Below are 20423 nucleotides of genomic sequence, written 5' to 3' on the forward strand. Positions count from 1 at the left end.
ATGAAAAGATACATTTTATTGCTGCTATTTATTGTTTTGCTTAGTTTGCAAAAAGAAACATATGCACAAAACATAATCAAAAAAGATGCTATTATTTTACCACAGGCACCCGCAACCTCTTACCAGGTTTCCCCTGGGAAAACGGTTAAAATAATGAGTTCACAATCTGTTACTTTAGCAGCTGGCACATATTTACAGGAAGGTTCAAATGTAACAATTACTATAGGTGGCTCAATTGTAGACTCTGCACCATCAAACCCTTCTGCAAATAATAATCTGAACTGGGTTAGCACTAAAAGTTACGATGAAGATGGTAATGTGATTGGAGAAGATAAAAGTTTTTTTGATAAAACGGGTAAGCTTTTACAGAGTCAAGTTAAAAGTTTGTCAGTTGGACATGTATTGGCTAGCCAGCCAGTTTACGACGCTCAGGCAAGAGCGGCTATTTCAACCCTTTCGGCGCCAACGAATAATTCAGAGTTTAATTACAAAGCAGATTTTGTAATAAATAATGCCGGAGGGATATACAACCAGCAAAATTTTGATAAAAGTAAAACCAATTCGCCTGATCCTGTGGGAAATAGTGTTATTGGAACCCTTGGCTGGTACTATAGTAATAACAACACTTTTGAACAATATGTTCCTGCTACAGGGTATCCTTATTCGAGAAACTCGTTTTTCAATGACGGCTCTGCAACTGCAAAAAATATAGCAGGTGTGGGTGATGAGTTAAGAATGGGGAAGGGGCATGAGTTATCATCAGGAGATTTCCCGGTTCTAAATGAATTAGATTTTTATAATAGTGTTCGTAAACGTTTTTTTTCTGAAGCAATTGTGGGAAGCCTTAATAGTTTAACAAAAAATGCTTTACAATCTTATTCAGCAGATCAGAACGGCAGCTCAGAAATAGAAATAACAGATCTATCAGGTAAATCACTAATGGTTGCCAGAGGCGATGCTAATGGAGTTTTAAGCATTAATAATAGTACATTTATTAGTGCCGCTGGTAATAAGTATGTTGATAACATTACTACAGGAGATATGTTTGGATATGGCGGTCCTACCTATTTTTCAATAAATTCAAAATATAATGTTAAGGTTATTTATGACAATGGTAACACGCTTTACGAAGGGATTGGAAATAATTTTGTAGTTCCTCCATACTCTTATAGCACTAAGTATATTGTTAGCTCCGATAACCCCTTTAATATTTCTGTACATTCTCCTGCTAAAGTAGTAGAAAGTGATATCAGTAGTATTCATTATTTTCGTTTATTGCAGGCATCAAATGTTACGATAACCGGAAGCTATGAACTTTATGATATGAATACTGAAACTGAGGTATTGGCAGGTTTTTTACCAGCGGGGTATTATAAAGTACGTGCCTTAAGCGAAAATGTTAATATTAATTATACAAACAAGCTATCAGATATTTCCTTTGTTTTTTACAATCAAAAAGGAGAAGTTTTAGCCAGCATAGCACCAGAAGGGGTTAAGGCATTGCTTACAAATGGTATTGATAATTATTCCAGTTTGGCCAATGTTCCTTTTGTAAATACCTTTGAATATGATTTACAAGGGCGGTTAATTGCCTCAAAAAGCGTGGATGCGGGAAGAACAGAATTTATATATCGCAAGGATGGTAATATTCGCTTTAGCCAAAATGCAGAACAACGCAAAACTGGCCGCTTTTCTTATACCAATTACGATCGTTGGGATAGACCTTTTGAATCTGGTGAATATTTGCCAGGAGATGTTAATTTTGACTCAGCTAAAACCAATGTAGCACTACAGGAAAACAGTTCGGCAAATGGCGGTTTAACAGGAGGAACAAGACAAAGCCAAATTATTAGCCATTATGATTTGCCAGATCAAAGCCATGGTTTAGCTGCGTATGTACAAGATGAGGCTTTTTTAAAAGGAGCTGTTAGCTGGACAGAAAATGGAAATGCTAAAAGCTGGTATAATTATGATGAGCAAGGACGATTAAAATGGTTAATTAAAAGCATTAATGGCTTAGGTATTAAAACCATTAATTATAATTATAATGGAACTGGCCAGGTTGCTACCGTAGATTATCAAAAAGAAAATGCAACAGAACGTTTTGTGCATCATTATGAATACGATGCTGATTTACGCTTAAACACAGTTTATACCAGTTTAGATGGCGTTAATAAACTATTACAGGCACAATATTATTATTATTTGCATGGCCCGTTGAAAAGGGTAGAACTTGCTGATCATTTGCAGGGCATCGATTATACCTACACCGCTCAAGGGTTGCTAAAAGCGATTAACCACCCTGATGGGGCAACAGACCCCGGTAAGGACGGAACACAGAATGGCTTTGCCCCCGATGCTTTTAGCATGACACTGGAATATTTTAACGGCGATTTTAGCAGAGCAGGTACCAATATTAATAGTCTTAATCCTAATACCAATAAACCTTATTACAATGGAAACATTACTGCCCAAAGCTGGAAGAGTTTAAAACCTAATGCAATTATTGCTACATATGGGCAAGGGGTAAATAACCCTGCCATGTACACTTACGAGTATGATGAAAAATACCAGTTTAATAACAATAAATTTGGTAATCCAAACTTTACCAGCAATACTTTTAATGAACAGCAAAGTGCCAACCGCGAGCATGGGTTAACCTACGATGCAAATGGAAATATTCAAAGCCTGAATAGAAACAATGCTTCAGGCTCTCAATTAAGTTTAAACTACCATTATCAAGCAAATACAAATAAACTGCAAAGTGTAGATAATTACGCCAGCTACAGTTATGATGAACTGGGCCAAATGGTTGGGCAGCAACGGGCAAACGGACAGGGTTATTATGTAACGTATAATGTAAGTGGTAAAGTTGATGCCATTTATACCGATGCAGCCAAAACTCAATTAAGGCTAAGCTTTGCTTATGATGAAGCTGGCAACCGTATTGGTAAAACCGATCATACTCAAAATGTAACTACTTATTATGTATATGATATGGCCGGAAAGGTTTTATCAATATATGATAACAATGGAACTGGCCTTACGCAAAAAGAAGTACCCGTATATGCAACTGAACGATTGGGTACTTACACCAGGTTAAACAATAACTATCAGTACGAACTAACTGATAATTTGGGTAATGTTAGGGTAGTACTGAATCGAAATAAAACCAGTAATGGCCAGGCAGATATAGTTTACTATTCTGATTATTATCCATTTGGTTCTGCATTAACATTGGCCAATAACGATTACCGTTATGGCTACCAAGGGCAATATGCCGAGTTAGATAAAGAAACAGGTTGGAACAATTTTGATTTAAGAATGTACGACCCTGCAATTGGGCGCTGGATGAGTACAGACCCTATGGGGCAATATGCTTCACCATATGTTGGAATGGGTAATAATCCTGTAGATCATGTAGATCCAGACGGAGGTGAGGATGGGCCTGGGCCAGAAAAAACTTATAAAGCTACAGGTAAAGCGCTGGAGGTTACCATTACAGGAAAACGGATGGGAGTTTGGGATAGGATGGCCTTTAGATCAGGTGCGGGCTTAGATAAGTACAAATACTCTAATGGAGGGACAGATTACGAGGCGATGAATTTTAGCAATACCTACGCTTCGATGAAAAAACCTAAAGACTTGCAGTGGTATTTGATTGAAGCTGCCATGTGGGCGGATGGTGCAGAAGGTCTTTATTTGGGGGGTAAGTTTCTTTATAAAGGCGGAGGCTATTTGGCCAAAAGGTATTTTGCTCGTAAAATTGGTGTCGAACTTGTCGAAGTTGCCGCTAAGGGGGGGACAACTGTTTTTAGGGCTGTTGATGCTGTAGAAGGAAGTATTATAAAAAGCACAGGTAGGTTTTCGTTACAAGAAGGAGGAGTAGAAGCGAAATATTTTGCAAAATCTCTTGAGGATGCACATTGGTATGGGCAAAGGCTTTATCCTAATGGTTATTCAATCATACAAGGAACAGTAAAATCCCCAGTTAATGCAGCTCAACATTGGTTTCCACACGTAGATATTGGAGCATATGTTTTCCCTAAAGAAACATTGCCTTATATAATCCCTCATTAATATTATTATGCTTACAGAAAACAGAAAATATAATTTTGTTGGCGAATTAACCTTGCATAAAAGCCGAGTTTTGAATGCACCACACCAACCTAAGGACGATAAAGTAAATTGGCTTTTCCTAAACACGGGAGAGCGGCAATTTAGTTTTGTTTATAAAATAGAAAATCCATTAGGAGCGAATTATGAAATGCCTTTTAAAGCTAACTTAGCATTTACCATGATAGAAGCTGTAGAAGATATTATTCAGCTAAACCATAGTTATGAAGTTTTAAGAGGGCAGGAAAGTATCGGTACAGTAAAGTTAATTAGTGCTTTAGGATAATATTGAAAAGAGTGTAAAAGAGGCTGTATCATAAGTCAAAATGAAAACTCAAAGACAGAATTTAATTTTGACAACCTCTATCTATGTACCTGCAACAAACAAAAATCAACAATTTTCCCTATGAAAATTGTTGATTTTTGTTTAAAAGACAGCTACTTTGAAATTTAATTTGGTGACAAATCGCCAAAAATGACTTATGAGACAACCTCTTTTATAAAGCTGCAATATTTTTATTGAAAAAATCTTTGAACTTCTTTTTTGTGAGCATGGTCTCAATCATACCAAAGAAATAGAAAATGGAAATGCTTTTTATGACGTTGAATATAGAGATTCTAAAAGAGTCATTTCTGTGTCTTATGAAAATATTGAAGATTATTTACAAGTGATAGTATTCAAACTGAAAAATGGGCAACTCCCTGATTATGATGATAAAATACACACCCTGCATTTAAGCGAATTAAATAAAACTATTCACCCTCAAATTGATAAAAAGGAAGTGGAAGAAAATAATGTATTATTTGATAAGTTTGGAACTAAGGATAGTTTAGAGAGAAAATTGCTAAAGTTTGCAAGGGAATTAAGATTGAGTAATACAGGAAAAGTATATGGTACTTTAAAACTAACACTTACGAATGCAGGTACGGGAGCTGTTCATCTTGGAGGGCAAACGTATATGGATGAATACGATTATAAAATGGATGGGCGGATTTTCAGGGATTTTGCTGCTTGGGTGGGAAGACCTGGTGGAGAGAATGCTGGGAAAAATTTCTTGATTTATGGATATGGCCAAGCCAAAGTGCCGGTTAAAAAATAGCGGTTATGAAGAAAGTATTATTAGGTGTTTTGTTTATAGTAGTTATAATAGCTTCATATTTGGTTTATGATGAATTGTCATTTAGTCCTTTGAAAGAAAAGGATTTTAAAACATTATTTAAAGGATATATTGGACAACCCAAAAAGATTTGCAGTAAGGATTTTCTCGGTATGAGCTCACACGGAGAATTGTTTGAAATCTATTTATACAGGATGAACAATGCCTTAATCAATAATGATTTTCCAAAGCTTACAGAATGGGAGCATAACAAAATTACTAATGAGACAATTGTTGGTAAATGGAAGAATTGCCCTCTTGATTATCAAACAATAGAACTGTATAAGTTTACATTAATCTCCAACAATCTTGACGATGTGAAATGTTGTAATTCTTTTAACAAAGAAATATTAAACCCGAAAAATTATTATAGTTTTGTTCACTTTAATGGTTTGGAGCAGTATTTTCTAATTTACTGCACTGATAGTCAAGAATTGTACTACATAAGAAGAAAAGGATTTTAGCAAAAAATGGAATTGATCAATCCATGCTGTTCGGCATGTTCCGCAAGGCATGGCGAATTAGCGATAAAAAGGGTTCTCTGAACCCAAAAGCCAATATGCCGAGTTAGATAAAGAAACAGGTTGGAACAATTTTGATTTAAGAATGTACGACCCTGCAATTGGGCGCTGGATGAGTACAGACCCTATGGGGCAATATGCTTCACCATATGTTGGAATGGGTAATAATCCTGTAGATCGTGTAGATCCAGACGGAGGTGAGGATGGGCCTGGAAAGCCAAAACCTATTGTGAATTGGAAAGATTTTGATACTTCTAAAATGTCTGTAGGTTTAAATGAGGTTACAATTTATGGTTTTAGACCTCAAGCTACTATTCGAGCAAAAGAGTTTAATTTATGGGATAAGTGGGCAATGAATGAGAATTTCTTTTCAAAAATGGCCTACAATATGATTGACGCTCCTTATGTAACTTATACACAGATATTCTCTATGGATAAAGGAGCTAGGCACTTGGATCAAACTTCTGTTAGTTATAATGATAGAATAAGCTCGGGAATTAATACATTATTTATGATAGTTCCTGTAGGTAATATGACACAGTTAGTTCCTAAGATTAATGTTACCCAATTTTCCGTACTCACAAAAGGAACATTTGTTGCTAAGCTTGCTCCAGCAACTCGTGGTATACTAACAATAGCAATAAATAAAGCAACAGGATTGGTCACAGGAATTCAATTTGCTAAGGTATCTGCTAATACTACAAAAAAGATTGTTTCAGACAAAAAATAAATAATATATAAAAGAAAAATGAGTGTTCTTTATGAAATAGTTTCAATTGTAATTGGTAGATGGATTTTAGGAAGTATTGGTTTTTTTATGAAAAAAATGTATTATTTTTTAATCGGTTCTAAATACGAAAGAAAAAAGGTAAAATCAAAATCAGACGATATTATTGATATGGAAGAATTTAGTAATCGTATTATTGGTCTTTTAACATTGTTTGCGGCCTTTATAATTGCTGATATCTTTTTCTGATTTTAAATTATTAATGTAAATTAAGGGTTGAAAAATTAATTTTAAATCCCCTGCTGTTCCACTGCGTGTTTTAGTCGGTTCGCTGGTGCGAGTCTGTGGCTCGTACCCAAATAGTAGAAAAAATGGGTAAACATTTTGAAAACACAAACAAGGTAGTAGCTTTACAGTTAAGAATGTTCTTTATGCAGCCAAGGCAAATACGCCGAGCTTGATAAAGAAATCGGTTGGAATAATTTTGATTTACGGATGTATGATCCAGCCATAGGCCGCTGGATGAGCAGGGACCCTGCTGGGCAATATGCTTCACCATATGTTGGAATGGGTAATAATCCTGTAGATCATGTAGATCCAGACGGAGGTGAGGATGGGCCTGGGCCAGAAAAAACTTATAAAGCTACAGGTAAAGCGCTGGAGGTTACCATTACAGGAAAACGGATGAGCGTTTGGGAGAGGATGTCCTTTAGATCAGATAAGGGGTTAGATAAGTACAAATATTCTAATGGAGGGATAGATTATGAGGCCATGAATTTTAGTGATACTTATGCTGCCATGAAAAAGCCCAAAGATTTACAAGTGTATTTGATTGAAGCCGCTATGTGGGCAGATGGTGCAGAAGGTCTTTATTGGGGGGTAAGTTTCTTTATAAAGGCGGTGGCTATTTGGCAAAAAGATATTTTGCCCGTAAAATTGGTATTGAAATTGCAGAGGTTGCTGCTAATGGGGGGAGTCGAGCATTTTTCTCTGGTGCAGGAACAGAAGCGAGAGCTATTGAGCAAGGTTATCAAACGCTTGGACAAACAAGGGCTGGTCGGAACTTACAAAATCTGATAGATAGCAAAAATATTCCTTGGGAAGGACCAGGTGGTGCAGAAGCAATGTGGAACAGATTATCTGCCACTTGGGAAAAAGGTATTCCAAATGGAAGTTCTGTTCCTGTTTTTTTAAATAACCCAAGAGCAGGCTCTGTTTGGCTTCAAACCGAACGTGATATTTTATTAGGAAAAGGTGTTAATCTAATTTATAAATAGTTGTAAAATGAATATAGATAAATTAGTAAACGAAGTTATTCCCCCTGCTGACTATAGTCACAGAAATGGATTCAATAATATTCCTATAATCTCAAAAACAATTAACTACTTAACAAGAACAATCAGTTACTTAGCGAAAACAAACAACAGCCAGGAGTTAATTACACTCCCCAGCTCACTGTATCTCGATAGAAAAAATCGGAATCCCGTTTTAATCCTGTTTAGATACAATTTTGTGCCCTTGATTTGACAATTTTCTTCCTTCCCTTGTTAAATAAACCTAAGGGACCGACAGCGGTATCCCGATTTTTCTATCGGGATTTAGCAAAGGGTGGGACTGCATTAGCCAAAAGCTACTGACAGTGTTTTCCGAAAAAATAATTCGATTCTAACCTTAGTTAAAATAATGGTTGAACCAAAAGCAAGATTTACCCTTACGGTTGGTGTTATCGCCAATCGTATATAATCATATCATAACCATTACTTAAATCACATTTAGGTGATACATATGAGCTATATTTTAGAATCTATAAATCGAATCACTTCCTCAGTATCATCTGGCTCAAACCATTTGATCTCTTCATCTCGCCTAAACCAGGTAAGTTGGCGTTTTGCAAAACGACGAGTGTTTTGTTTTATGGCTGATACTGTTGTTTCTAAATCTACTTTACCATCTACATAATCAAAAAGCTCAGCATAGCCAACAGTATTTAATGCATTGAACGTTCTATAAGGGAGAAGTGATTTTACTTCATCAAGCAGCCCCAATTCCATCATTTTATCAACCCTTAAATTAATACGATTGTAGAGGACAGCTCTATCGGTATTTAATCCAATTTTTACAATGTTAAACGGTCTTTGTTTTTTAGTTGCCGATAACATCGATGATAATTTCTGTCCTGTAGAAAGAAAAACTTCCAACCCACGAATCATTCTTTGAGGGTTCTGCTGATCTACTTTCGCAAAATACTCAGGATCATATTTCGCAAGTTGAGTTTGAATAGCATTTATTCCTTCGGTTTCAAACTGTTTATTCAGCATTTCCCGAATGGAAAGATCTATTTCAGGCATTTCATCAAGTCCGTTTACAACAGCATTAATATACAATCCTGAGCCACCAACCATAATTGCAGTATTATGATTACTTAAAATATTGTCGATTGTTTTTAAACCTTCAACTTCAAAATCACCAGTGCTAAAAAGTTGCGAAACAGAATGTGAATCTATAAAATGATGTTTAGCCGCCGCCAGTTCTTCTGCATCAGGCTTGGCTGTTCCAATAGCCATTTCCTTAAAAAATTGTCTGCTATCAGCCGAGATAATCTCTGTATTGAAATGATTAGCAAGTGTTATTGCTAGGGCCGTTTTGCCTATGGCAGTTGGACCAACAACAACAATTAAAGTTTTATTTAGCGACATGCTCATTAATGTATAAAAAAACTGCCAGTTTGTTAGGCTGGCAGTTGTAAATTTATAGTGCGATTAAATTAATAATCATCTTTGTGGCTGTCTTCTTCATAACTATCGTTATCGGAAAACTCATCGCCAAATTCATCATCTTCTTCACTTTCATCCTCCTCATCACGTTCTTGCTCATTAATTCCCATTTCGCCCATAGCTTCGAGTTCATCAGTATCTTCAGGAACAAAATTCATTTCATTTAAGAAATCAAATTCACTACTAGCTGCTGCTCCACGTGGATCTACAGCCTGAGGGCTATTTTGTTCCATTATTTTTGGTGCTTCACCAGTGCTTTTAGCTAAAAATGGATATTCTATATGAGGATCGGCATCCAAAATAATTTTAATCAACTCAACATGAAAATCGTAAGGACGATCAAAATTATAAATGTAATAGAACTTTTGGTGCGGATCTTCTATAAAACCACTCAATTTAGATTTCTCCATTAAAACTACGCGATCTTTCTTTCTTTCACTTGGTAAATAAGCAATCTCATCGCCTTTTAACCAGTTATCAGTACTCACATAAAATGACGAAGGTTTCTCAGCGTTGTAACCTGTAGACTTATGGATTGCCTTATGCAGATCTTCAAACGTTTGGTTTGATTTAATGTCGATTTCTCTTACAACATCATCAAAATCCTCGAAAGTAATTTTAAATTTATAAATAGCCATTATTGTATTTTGGAACCGTAAAAATAAAGTTAATTTATATTACCGCAAAGCGGAGAATGTCACAAAAAGCTGTTTGTGTTGCTTTACAGCTTATTATCTCCAGTTAAATTATTTATTAACAGGAATTAAACCCATTTGTTTTGCCTGATTTAGCATAAAATTAAATGCTTCAGTATAATCGTTTGTAATTTCTCCCTCTAGTATTGCTTCGCGAATGGCATTTTTAATTAGCCCAACTTCTTTACCTGCATCCAAACCAAAAGTTTCCATAATATCATTACCAGAAATAGGAGGTTGCCAATTGCGAATTTTGTCTCTTTCCTCTACATCTTTGAGTTTTTGCTTAACTAACTCGAAGTTGTTGCGATACTTTGTTTTTTTATACTCGTTTTTAGTGGTTACATCGGCATTGCAAAGCATCATTAAGCTTTCAATTTCCTCGCCTGCATCAAAAAGTAAACGTCTAACGGCTGAGTCTGTTACTACATCTTGAGCCAAAACAATAGGTCTTAAATGTAACTGTACCAGCTTTTGAACATATTTCATTTTTTCATTAAGTGGCAGTTTCAGTTGTGCAAATATTTTAGGAACCATTCTAGCGCCTTTATCTTCATGCCCATGAAAAGTCCAGCCGTGCCCTTCTTCAAATCGTTTAGTAGCTGGCTTTGCAATATCATGCAAAATTGCGGCCCAGCGCAACCATAAATCATCTGTATCCGCACAAATGTTATCTAAAACTTCCAATGTGTGGTAAAAATTATCTTTATGACCTTTGCCTTTAATCACTTCAACCCCATAAAGTTGCGCCATTTGAGGGAAAATAATATGCAATAAACCAGTATCAAATAAATGTTTAAAACCAATAGAAGGTTTAGGAGATAAAATGATCTTATTCATTTCATCAGTAATGCGCTCTTTAGAAACAATGCCAATGCGTTGCTTTTGAAGTTTTATGGCATTAATTGCTGCTGGATCGATGTTAAAGTTAAGTTGAGATGCAAAACGAATTGCCCGCATCATTCTTAATGGATCATCAGAAAAAGTAATTTCAGGATCAAGTGGAGTGCGGATAAGTTTATTTTCTAAGTCCTCAATTCCATTGAAAGGATCTAATAACTGGCCGAAATTTGTAGCATTTAAATTAATGGCCAATGCATTTATGGTAAAATCCCTTCTTAGCTGGTCATCTTCCAAAGTACCATCCTCAACAATAGGTTTGCGAGAATCGGCACGATATGATTCCTTTCGTGCACCAACAAACTCAACCTCCAAATCGTGATATTTTATATTTGCAGTGCCAAAACTTTTAAAAACAGCAACTTTTGTATTAAGCTTTTTCCCTACAGCCTCTGCGTAGTCAATCCCACTGCCTACAACAACAACATCAATATCTTTTGAAGGCCGTTTTAAAAATAAATCGCGTACAAAACCACCAATTACATATGCTTCGGTTTCAGTTTTATCGGCAATGGCAGATAAGGTTTTAAATATTGGGTTTTGTAGGTGTTGCTGCATGAGATTAAAAATACACTGTTAAACCGATGTGACTCGGAAAACAGGAGAAATGCAAAAATAGCAAAATTACTTTCTAATAAATTCAAATTGTCCACCAGGAGATAATTTCATAATGGTAGAGGGTTTTTTATTGGATTTATTTTCTTGTTCAAAATCTACAATATAATCTACTGCATCTTTAATTTGCTCATTAATCTCATCAAAATTTTTAGGAGAAGGATCACCACTTAAATTAGCTGAAGTAGATACAATAGGCTTCCGGAAACGTTGGATAAGTTGTGTACAGAAATCGTGCTTTACTACACGAATGCCAACACTTCCATCGGCATTAATTACATTTTTAGCCAGGTTTTTAGCGCCAGAAAAAATAATAGTTAGTGGGTTTTCTGCATACTCAATTAAATCGTAGGCAACATCCGGAACTTCCGAAACGTAACTTTGAAGTTTATTATCTGTATCCAACAAAACAATAAGGCTTTTTTCTGCTGGTCGATTTTTAATTTTAAGTATTTTATCTACTGCTTCTTCATTGGTTGCATCACAACCTAAACCCCAAATGGTATCGGTAGGATAAAGGATTACGCCACCGGCTTTTAAAACTTCTAAAGCTTTGTTTATTTCTTCTTTAAGCATAATACAAAGGTAATTTTTTAAAGGTAAATGTTAAATTTTCTAAAATGCTCATAATTTAACATTTAGCAATAAAACATTAATTAATTTGCATCGTTGTACGGTAAACAATCTTATTGTAAAAATAGGCTCTAAGTTTATGATTAAACCGTTATTATCGTTATTTTTAATATTATAATTCTGTTATGAAACACACACAAATAAATCATATGAGAACAACACACAAATTATTAATGCTACTAACCGTTGTAGTGGTGGCATTATCAGCATGCAGCACCTTGCGCACTGCTTCAGATTACGATAAAAAAGTAAGTTTTAACAATTACAAAACTTATAATTTTTATGATAAGGGAATAGCCCGATTAAAATTAAACGACCTAGATAAGCGCAGGATGCTTTCTGCTATTGATGCTGAGATGACCACGAAGGGCTTCACAAAAGCTGAAAATCCAGATTTATTGGTGAATTTAGTGGTAGTGGCTAGAGAAAGAGTAGATGCTTATGGATCAGGTTTTTATGGACCAGGTTGGGGCTGGGGTTGGGGCTGGCGATCACCTTTTTGGGGCGGAGGCGTAAATTATGTTGACCAATATATGGAAGGCACAATTATAATAGATTTCCTTGATCCGAAAACCAAAACATTAGTATGGCACGGCCGTGGAAGTGGTTTTAACTTAGATAACTTTAGAAAAAGAGAAGAAAGAATGAATACTGGAGTAAAAGAAATTTTAGGACAGTATCCACCAAATGCATCAACAAATAATTAATTGGAGTTTAGCTGATTGTAGCAATCCATTAATTGTTGAGTAACTAAAGGGCTATTGAATTTTTGAACAAATTCATGGCCCTTTTTTTTCATTTCAAGCTGTTGCTGTTCTGATGAAAGAATTTGGTTAATGGCTTTTGCCAAAGCATCAGCATCTGTTGGCGAAACGTATAAACTATTTGGGCCGCCTGCTTCTTCTAAACAAGAACCCGTTGCGGCAACTACAGGAACATTAGAGTATAAAGCTTCTATAATCGGAATGCCAAAACCTTCATAAAATGATGGATAGACAAAAACTGAAGCCATTTGATAAATGCCAGGCAAATCTGCAAAGGGAATGTTTTTTAGAAAAACAATTCGGTTTTTTAAGCCAAGCTTTTCAATTTCTTTTTCTACTATTTTATAATATTTTGTTGGTTTTCCAATTACAACCAGCTTATAATCTTCATTAACTTGCTTAAGGGCTTGTACAATTAACTTTAGATTTTTACGCTCTTCAATTGTTCCAACATTAAGAATGTATTTTTCTGGTAGTTTATAAGTAGCTTTTATTCTGCTGAGTGTTTCTTTAGTGAAAGCCTTCTTAAAGCTATCATCACAGCTTTGATAAATCACCTGGATTTTATTCGGATCAATATCGTAAAACTCTATAATATCTGATTTTGTTTTTTCACTAATCGCAATAATTTGATTGGCATGCTTACAGGCGTATTTACTTTTCAGCAGATATAATTTTCTATCAATATACTTGAAATATTGAGGGAAACGCAGAAATATTAAATCGTGAATGGTTACCATCGATTTAATTCTGGTATGTTGAATGGCGAAAGGAATTTCGTGACTTAAACCGTGGTATATTTCGACTCCATCTCTACTTAAATCTTTTAAAATATTTAAACTTCTCCAAAGAAATCGACCACTTAATGGCAACTTCAGTTCGATGTTTTCATTTTCAAAAAAAGCGTCAATTTGCTTCGCTGATTTAACCTTTGGTGAATAAACAAGATACTTGTTTTCGGGAAATTGTTTAGCTAAATGTTCAATTAAAGAACGGCTATAGTTTCCAAGTCCAGTTAAATTATTAGCAGCCCGCTTGCCATCGAAACCAATTTTAAGATTTAAGCTTAAAGCCGAAAGACCAAAGCTTGGTTGATCAAGCTCGGTACTTTCGGTTTTTTTTGGTTTTGTTTCGCTTTTAGCTTTCACCTTGATGCTTTAGGCTTATACGGCAACGTTATTTTCTCTCAATGCATCATTAAGAGAAGTTTTTTTGTCGGTACTTTCTTTACGTTTACCAATAATTAAAGCGCAAGGAACTTGATAATCTCCGGCAGGGAATTTTTTTGTATAGCTACCAGGAATTACTACCGAGCGAGCAGGTACAATACCTTTATATTCGATTGGCTCAGGGCCTGTAACATCAATAATTTTAGTTGATGCAGTTAAAACTACATTAGCACCTAAAACGGCTTCTCTTTCTACTTTTACACCTTCTACAACAATTGCTCTTGAACCTAAGAAGCAATCATCTTCTATAATTACAGGAGCAGCTTGTACGGGTTCTAAAACACCACCAATACCAACGCCACCGCTTAAGTGTACGCGTTTTCCAATCTGTGCACAAGAACCTACAGTGGCCCAAGTATCAACCATTGTACCTTCATCAACATAAGCACCAATATTTACATAAGATGGCATCATGATTACACCTTTAGCTAAAAATGCACCATAGCGTGCACTTGCCATAGGCACAACACGAACTCCGGTTGCTTTGTAATCGGTTTTTAATTCCATTTTATCATGGTAAACAAAAGGCCCAACTTTAATTTCTTTCATCTCGCGAATTGGGAAATATAGAATTACAGCTTTTTTAACCCACTCATTAATGCCCCAAGAGTTTAATACAGGCTCTGCTACACGAATTTCGCCTTTATCAAGGCCCATAATAACGGCTTCAATGGCTTCGCAATAGTTGCTATATTTTAAAAGGCTTCTGTCTTCCCAGGCGGCTTCAATTAGTTTCTTTAAATCTGAATACATGATGTTTTTAAATTTTACGCAAAATAAATCAATTTTTATCTATTACAGCGATTTCATGTGATAAATATTGTCTATATAGGGTTAATTGTTTCCATTTAGGTAATAATTGTTTCAATGAGTTAGCCGTAGGAAATGCGCTCTAATTATTAATTAAGCTTGACTTTATAATTTAATTAACCGATTTAACAATTAATCAGTTAACCAAAAATTTGTATTTTTGAATTTTATGACAGAGACAGAGAAACTTAGAATAGATAAATATTTGTGGGCTATAAGGTTGTTTAAAACCAGAAGTTTAGCTACGGATGCCTGTAAGGCCGGTAGGGTGAAATTGAAAGGGCAAAATATCAAACCATCAGCTATTGTAAAAGTAGGGGATGTTTATCAGGTATCTAAAGGGATTGAAAAGAAAATTATTGAAGTGGTTGAACTGTCTTATAATCGTACAGATTCGCCAACGGCTTTAACAAAATATAAGGATTTAACGCCCGTTGAAGAAACACATGCTTTTAAATCAATGTTTCATTCGCCATCTTTAAAACGCGATCGGGGAACGGGAAGGCCCACCAAAAAGGATAGGAGAGAAACAGATGATTTAATAGGTGGTATGTTTGAAGACGAGTAGTTCTTTTCAAGGTTTTAGCATTCGATTTTCAGTTTCTTGAGAATTGATTACCGCATATTGTAAACTGAAATACCTCATTCTGTAACTCATCATTGCCGTTTTGCCAAGTTTATCAATTAATTTGTAGTTTGCAACAGCACCAACTGCGGCACCAATAAAAGGAAGCATTTGGGCTAGTTTGGCTAAATCAATATAATCACGGTATTGCTGTTGAAAAGTTAGCCAATCAAATTCGTCGATATTTGTTGGTAATTTATGTGCCTTCTCATCCCAGTTCTGCATTTTTACAAAAACATTTTTACTCTCTTCTTTACTTGAAAACGCAAGTTGAAAAATATGGAGAATAAACAAGCGTTCTCTATAATCTTTTACATCATAACCATACACGGCTGCTATATCGAAAAGCATTTTCATTTTAATGCCTAGTAATAAAGGAAAATCAGCTAAGCTCATTAAAAATCCACCTGCGCCAGTAATGCCACCTTCTGCAGCTCCGGTTTTTTTATAGTTCTCTATTTTTTGCTTAATTAAAGCTTCACGATGCATTAATGTTAAATCCAAAGTAGGTTTGGATGTGGTAAATGTAGAACCAAAAAGTACGGCTTTAACCATTTGCTTAATTGCCGAAGTTATAGCACTATGTACTTTATCAGGAATGTAGCTGTTAATTTTTTTCTGTACCTTATCGGTAACCTTATTAAAAAGTGAAGGTTTTTGTAAGATTCTAAACTTCCAGAAATCAAGCTCACTACCTATTTTTTGTTCGTACGTCATAAAGAAACAATATTTAGTTAGACGTTAATATTGCTCTTTTTGTTTCAGGCGAAGAATGCTTTTACGTATTTAGTAAAATAAATGCTAATCAATGAAGCTCAAAGCCAATTGGGAAAACTTTTGGAAGCATTTTAGAATGAAATAAAAAACCGTTTAAAGTTGGTGCTTTAAACGGTTTATGTTATAAGTTTAATTTGTTCTAGTTATGCAAATAGATTGTCCACTGGAACATAGAGAGCTGGTTAAACTATCACAGCCAGCATCTGTAACGCAACCAAAGCTATTGCCACCATCGGTACAATAGCAATCTTGTGGTTCAAATTGTGCAAGTTCTTTTTTGCCGCCTAAAATTCCTTTTAGTTCGGCTCTAGTTAATGCTTTAAAGTTTTTCATAATAATTAGAGTTTTGTGTTAATGTATATCTCTAAAATAATAAAAAAATCAGCAAAAAAGAAACAACTATTTATTAAACAGCAAGTTGCGTATTAATACTCTATCCTCATTGGCGAAGTTTCCCAAAGTTTAAAAGCTTCTTGCGCTTCATCTCTTAGTAGCTGAACGACCGGTAAAGATCTTTTTTCCATCGGTTTATCCAGCTCCTCGTAAATAAATTTATCATCAAATCCAATTTTGCCAGCGTCGGCTTTAGTATTTGCATAATAAATGGTTTCAATTCTAGACCAATAAATTGCGCCCAAGCACATTGGGCATGGTTCGCAACTGGTGTAAACTACGCAGCCACTTAAATCAAAAGTATTTAAAGCGGTGCAAGCCAAACGTATTGCAGATACCTCTGCATGTGCCGTAGGATCATTTGTAGAAGTTACTTTATTAGCAGATTGAGCTACTACTTTCCCATCTTTAACAATTACAGCTCCAAATGGGCCACCAATGTGCTCGCTAACATTTTGTACAGATAAGGCAATGGCCATCCGCATAAAAGTTTCGTGTTGTTTGTTATCTTCCATAATAAAAAGTTTAGACACAAAAAATGCCCCAAATTTTGAGGCATTTTTTGTGTTATATGATTAACAGTAAGCTTATTTTTTTGTTTTAGTATAATCTTCGTTTAAGCCTTTAATTACGTCAGTAGTAATGTCTAAGGTTTCATCAGCAAATAAAATAGTGCTACCTTTAGTGTAAGATAAAACCATTTTATAACCTTTATCTTTTGCATAAGTTTTTAAGTAACCAGCAACTTTATCATAAAGTTTTTCAGTTTCTACAGCTTGCTCATTTTGCAAAGCACCACCAGCATTTTGTTGGTAAGTTTGTAATTCTTGTTGTTTACGTGCTAAACGCTCTTCAGTAGTTTTACGTACATCAGCCGCTAAAGTGCTTGCACTTTGTTGGTATTGACTAACTTCTCTTTGGAAAGCCTGACCTTTAGCCTGCATATCAGATTGAGCATCTTTAGTTTTTTTCTCAAACTTACTTTTAAGGTCTTTATAATATTCGTATTTGGTTAATAAAGAGTCTTGGTTAACAAATACAATTTTATCACTAGCAGAAATTGCTGCAGTACTATCTGTTTTTTTTGTTTCAGTTGTTTTAGCTTCTTTGTTTTGGCAAGCAGAAAATGTTGTAATTATAGCTGCAGCTGCAAGTAAACCAAGGTTTTTAAAGGTTCTTCTTTCCATTATTGTTTAATAAATTTTAGCAAACTTATATAAATTAGTTTTTATATGCAATTTAACATCAAGTTTGTGTTTTGTAAGCAGTTTTGAACCAGATAACAATATGTTTTTTAATGAAATGTCGCAATTAATTTGGAAAGCGAAATCCACATTTCATTTTGAAGATTAGTCCTGCCGTTTGTTTTATTCGCTGCGCTTTATGCACACGCCCGTAAGGTTTAATTTGCCATTTACTGCTACTATTTAGAGTTGCATAGTGCGTGTATTGGTAAAAAAGCGATTGGTTTGCGTTTTTAAACCCGATTGAAAAGGAAAGCGCCTAAACCTTTTTTAGGCCTTGTAATAAAAAGCGGGAGTTAGCTTTAAAATAAGTTACGGTAAGGGCTTTTCAAAAACCTATTTTACTAGATCGTAAAGCCTTTTAGCATTAGTCTTTTAGCTTTCTTTCGGGGCTTGCTTTTAATGCTTAAAACTTCTCCACATATTGGGTTAATTGCCGAAAAATGCGTATTTTTGATAATTATTGTTTTTAATTAAAATATGAGCGAAGAACAGGATTTAAAGTCAAATTATTCGGCAGATAATATACAGGTTTTAGAAGGTTTAGAAGCGGTGCGTAAGCGCCCTTCAATGTATATAGGTGATACCGGCGTTAAAGGTTTACACCACTTAGTTTACGAGGTTGTGGATAACTCAATTGATGAAGCTTTGGCTGGTCATGCGGATACAATCGATGTAAGAATTTTAGAAGGCAACTCCATTAGGGTTGAAGATAATGGTCGTGGTATTCCAACCGGGATCAATACAAAAGAGAATAAATCGGCATTAGAAATCGTAATGACGGTTTTACACGCTGGTGGTAAATTTGATAAAGATACATACAAGGTTTCTGGTGGTTTACACGGTGTAGGGGTAAGTTGTGTAAATGCATTATCTACCGATTTAAAGGCAGAAGTACACCGTGAAGGTAAAATATGGATGCAGGAATACAAAATTGGTGTTCCTCAATATGATGTGAAAGAAGTTGGTACTACAGATAAGCGTGGTACGATTGTAACTTTTAGTCCAGATCCAACCATTTTTACCCAAACAACTGAATACAAATACGATACGTTGGCAAGTCGCTTACGCGAATTGGCATTCTTAAACAAAGGTATTAAGCTTACTTTAACTGATGAGCGTGAAACTTTAGAAGATGGTACTTTCCTGTCGGAAGTTTTCCAGTCAGAAGGTGGTTTAAAAGAATTTGTAACCTTTTTAGATGGAACGCGTGCCTCTTTTTTACCAGAGCCAATTTATATTGATGGTATTAAAAATGGTGTTCCAGTTGAACTGGCTTTTCAATATAATGATAGCTACTCGGAAAATGTACACTCATATGTGAACAATATTAATACACATGAGGGTGGAACGCATATTGCAGGTTTCCGTAGAGGTTTAACCCGTACCTTAAAAAGTTACGCTGATAAATCTGGCTTGTTGAAAAACCTGAAAATGGAAATTACTGGTGATGACTTTAGAGAAGGTTTAACGGCAGTAGTTTCTGTAAAAGTGCAAGAGCCACAATTTGAGGGGCAAACCAAAACCAAACTTGGTAATAGTGAGGTTATGGGCGCTGTTGATGTGGCTGTTGGTGAGGCATTAGGTGCTTATTTGGAAGAAAATCCAAAGGAAGCTAAAATGATCATTAATAAGGTTATTTTGGCGGCAACGGCTCGTGCGGCAGCACGTAAAGCTCGCGAAATGGTTCAGCGCAAGAGTGTAATGGGCGGTTCTGGTTTGCCAGGTAAACTTGCCGATTGCTCAGACAGTGATCCAGAAAAATGCGAAATTTACTTAGTAGAGGGAGATTCAGCGGGTGGTACTGCTAAGCAAGGTCGTGATCGTAATATTCAAGCTATTCTTCCTTTAAAAGGTAAAATCCTGAATGTGGAGAAGGCAATGGAGCACAAAATTTATGAAAACGACGAGATTAAAAATATGTTTACCGCAATTGGGGTAAGTATAGGTACACCAGAAGATGATAAGGCTTTGAACTTAACAAAACTTCGTTACCATAAAATCGTAATCATGACGGATGCGGATATTGATGGATCTCACATTACAACGTTGATCCTAACTTTCTTCTACCGTTATATGAGGGCCTTAATTGAGGCTGGATATGTTTATATTGCATCTCCACCACTTTATCAAGTTAAAAAAGGAAAAGATTTTGAGTATTGCTGGAATGATGTACAACGTGATGCTGCTGTACAACGTATTAAAGGTAATGGTAAAGAAGATAGTGTACACATCCAACGTTACAAAGGTTTGGGAGAGATGAATGCTGAGCAACTTTGGGATACTACTTTAAACCCAGCTACACGTACCTTATTGCAAGCTACAATTGAAAGTGCAGCAGAATGTGATCATACTTTCTCTATGTTAATGGGCGATGAAGTTGCTCCACGTAGAGAGTTTATTGAGCGAAATGCTAAATATGCAAAAATTGATGCTTAATCCT

At 35.5% G+C, this 20423-nt stretch carries 19 protein-coding genes and 2 pseudogenes; 11 read left to right on the forward strand and 10 right to left on the reverse strand.

What is annotated here, in order from left to right; genetic code table 11:
* From EHC72_RS17580 to EHC72_RS22720, 8 genes and pseudogenes are all read left to right on the forward strand, one after another.
* Positions 1-4080: an RHS repeat domain-containing protein gene (locus tag EHC72_RS17580; RefSeq protein ID WP_131539021.1), complete on the forward strand. Its 4080-nt coding sequence runs from the start codon at positions 1-3 to the stop codon at positions 4078-4080.
* Between the two features lie 7 nt (positions 4081-4087).
* Positions 4088-4402 carry a hypothetical protein gene (locus tag EHC72_RS17585; RefSeq protein WP_131539022.1) on the forward strand — a complete coding sequence of 105 codons (315 nt, stop codon included), beginning with the start codon at positions 4088-4090 and terminating at the stop codon, positions 4400-4402.
* Between the two features lie 349 nt (positions 4403-4751).
* Positions 4752-5216, forward strand: a complete 465-nt coding sequence (locus tag EHC72_RS17590; RefSeq protein ID WP_131539023.1) for a hypothetical protein — start codon at positions 4752-4754, stop codon at positions 5214-5216.
* A gap of 5 nt (positions 5217-5221) precedes the next feature.
* Entirely contained in the window at positions 5222-5737 is a 516-nt protein-coding gene (locus EHC72_RS17595; RefSeq protein WP_131539024.1) for a hypothetical protein, read from the forward strand.
* Positions 5738-5849: 112 nt separating this feature from the next.
* Positions 5850-6524: pseudogene (locus EHC72_RS17600) on the forward strand (RHS repeat-associated core domain-containing protein); the annotation flags it as partial.
* Positions 6525-6542: 18 nt separating this feature from the next.
* Positions 6543-6770 carry a hypothetical protein gene (locus tag EHC72_RS17605; RefSeq protein WP_131539026.1) on the forward strand — a complete coding sequence of 76 codons (228 nt, stop codon included), beginning with the start codon at positions 6543-6545 and terminating at the stop codon, positions 6768-6770.
* Positions 6771-6986: 216 nt separating this feature from the next.
* A pseudogene (locus tag EHC72_RS17610) lies at positions 6987-7598 on the forward strand (RHS repeat domain-containing protein); the annotation flags it as partial.
* 47 nt (positions 7599-7645) lie between these two features.
* A complete protein-coding gene (locus EHC72_RS22720) occupies positions 7646-7798 on the forward strand; it encodes a hypothetical protein (protein WP_165585860.1) in 153 nt (50 codons plus the stop codon).
* A 513-nt stretch (positions 7799-8311) separates the two neighbouring features.
* Here EHC72_RS22720 and miaA read toward each other — a convergent pair.
* The 4 genes from miaA to EHC72_RS17630 all read right to left on the reverse strand — a co-directional run bounded on the left by miaA (position 8312) and on the right by EHC72_RS17630 (position 12081).
* Positions 8312-9217, reverse strand: coding sequence for a tRNA (adenosine(37)-N6)-dimethylallyltransferase MiaA (miaA, locus tag EHC72_RS17615; protein WP_131539028.1), 906 nt, complete (start codon positions 9215-9217; stop codon positions 8312-8314).
* Between the two features lie 68 nt (positions 9218-9285).
* On the reverse strand, positions 9286-9933 hold the full coding sequence (locus EHC72_RS17620) for an IS1096 element passenger TnpR family protein (RefSeq protein WP_131539029.1): 648 nt from the start codon (positions 9931-9933) through the stop codon (positions 9286-9288).
* Positions 9934-10041: 108 nt separating this feature from the next.
* Positions 10042-11448 (reverse strand): CCA tRNA nucleotidyltransferase, encoded by a 1407-nt coding sequence (locus EHC72_RS17625; RefSeq protein WP_131539030.1) that lies wholly within the window; start codon positions 11446-11448, stop codon positions 10042-10044.
* A 66-nt stretch (positions 11449-11514) separates the two neighbouring features.
* Positions 11515-12081 carry an L-threonylcarbamoyladenylate synthase gene (locus EHC72_RS17630; RefSeq protein ID WP_131539031.1) on the reverse strand — a complete coding sequence of 189 codons (567 nt, stop codon included), beginning with the start codon at positions 12079-12081 and terminating at the stop codon, positions 11515-11517.
* Between the two features lie 206 nt (positions 12082-12287).
* On the opposite strand from EHC72_RS17630, the gene EHC72_RS17635 reads away from it, so the two are divergent.
* A complete protein-coding gene (locus tag EHC72_RS17635; protein ID WP_131539032.1) occupies positions 12288-12845 on the forward strand; it encodes a DUF4136 domain-containing protein in 558 nt (185 codons plus the stop codon).
* Here the strand turns inward: EHC72_RS17635 and EHC72_RS17640 are convergent.
* Together EHC72_RS17640 and EHC72_RS17645 are read right to left on the reverse strand one after the other, a co-directional pair.
* On the reverse strand, positions 12842-14050 hold the full coding sequence (locus tag EHC72_RS17640; RefSeq protein ID WP_131539033.1) for a glycosyltransferase family 4 protein: 1209 nt from the start codon (positions 14048-14050) through the stop codon (positions 12842-12844). The genes EHC72_RS17635 and EHC72_RS17640 overlap by 4 nt on opposite strands.
* A 15-nt stretch (positions 14051-14065) precedes the next feature.
* Positions 14066-14884: a 2,3,4,5-tetrahydropyridine-2,6-dicarboxylate N-succinyltransferase gene (locus EHC72_RS17645; RefSeq protein WP_170311737.1), complete on the reverse strand. Its 819-nt coding sequence runs from the start codon at positions 14882-14884 to the stop codon at positions 14066-14068.
* Between the two features lie 226 nt (positions 14885-15110).
* On the opposite strand from EHC72_RS17645, the gene EHC72_RS17650 reads away from it, so the two are divergent.
* Positions 15111-15509: an RNA-binding S4 domain-containing protein gene (locus EHC72_RS17650; RefSeq protein ID WP_131539035.1), complete on the forward strand. Its 399-nt coding sequence runs from the start codon at positions 15111-15113 to the stop codon at positions 15507-15509.
* Positions 15510-15515: 6 nt separating this feature from the next.
* Here EHC72_RS17650 and EHC72_RS17655 read toward each other — a convergent pair whose 3' ends face one another.
* From EHC72_RS17655 to EHC72_RS17670, 4 genes are all read right to left on the reverse strand, one after another.
* On the reverse strand, positions 15516-16283 hold the full coding sequence (locus EHC72_RS17655; RefSeq protein WP_131539036.1) for an EcsC family protein: 768 nt from the start codon (positions 16281-16283) through the stop codon (positions 15516-15518).
* A 189-nt stretch (positions 16284-16472) separates the two neighbouring features.
* Positions 16473-16676 carry a hypothetical protein gene (locus EHC72_RS17660; RefSeq protein WP_131539037.1) on the reverse strand — a complete coding sequence of 68 codons (204 nt, stop codon included), beginning with the start codon at positions 16674-16676 and terminating at the stop codon, positions 16473-16475.
* A 92-nt stretch (positions 16677-16768) separates the two neighbouring features.
* Entirely contained in the window at positions 16769-17251 is a 483-nt protein-coding gene (locus EHC72_RS17665) for a nucleoside deaminase (RefSeq protein ID WP_131539038.1), read from the reverse strand.
* Between the two features lie 72 nt (positions 17252-17323).
* Positions 17324-17923, reverse strand: coding sequence for an OmpH family outer membrane protein (locus EHC72_RS17670; RefSeq protein ID WP_131539039.1), 600 nt, complete (start codon positions 17921-17923; stop codon positions 17324-17326).
* A 537-nt stretch (positions 17924-18460) separates the two neighbouring features.
* Here EHC72_RS17670 and gyrB point away from each other — a divergent pair.
* Positions 18461-20419: a DNA topoisomerase (ATP-hydrolyzing) subunit B gene (gene gyrB, locus EHC72_RS17675; protein WP_131539040.1), complete on the forward strand. Its 1959-nt coding sequence runs from the start codon at positions 18461-18463 to the stop codon at positions 20417-20419.
* Positions 20420-20423 lie beyond the last annotated feature (4 nt).

It is taken from the genome of Pedobacter nototheniae (assembly GCF_004335085.1).
GTDB lineage: Bacteria > Bacteroidota > Bacteroidia > Sphingobacteriales > Sphingobacteriaceae > Pedobacter > Pedobacter nototheniae.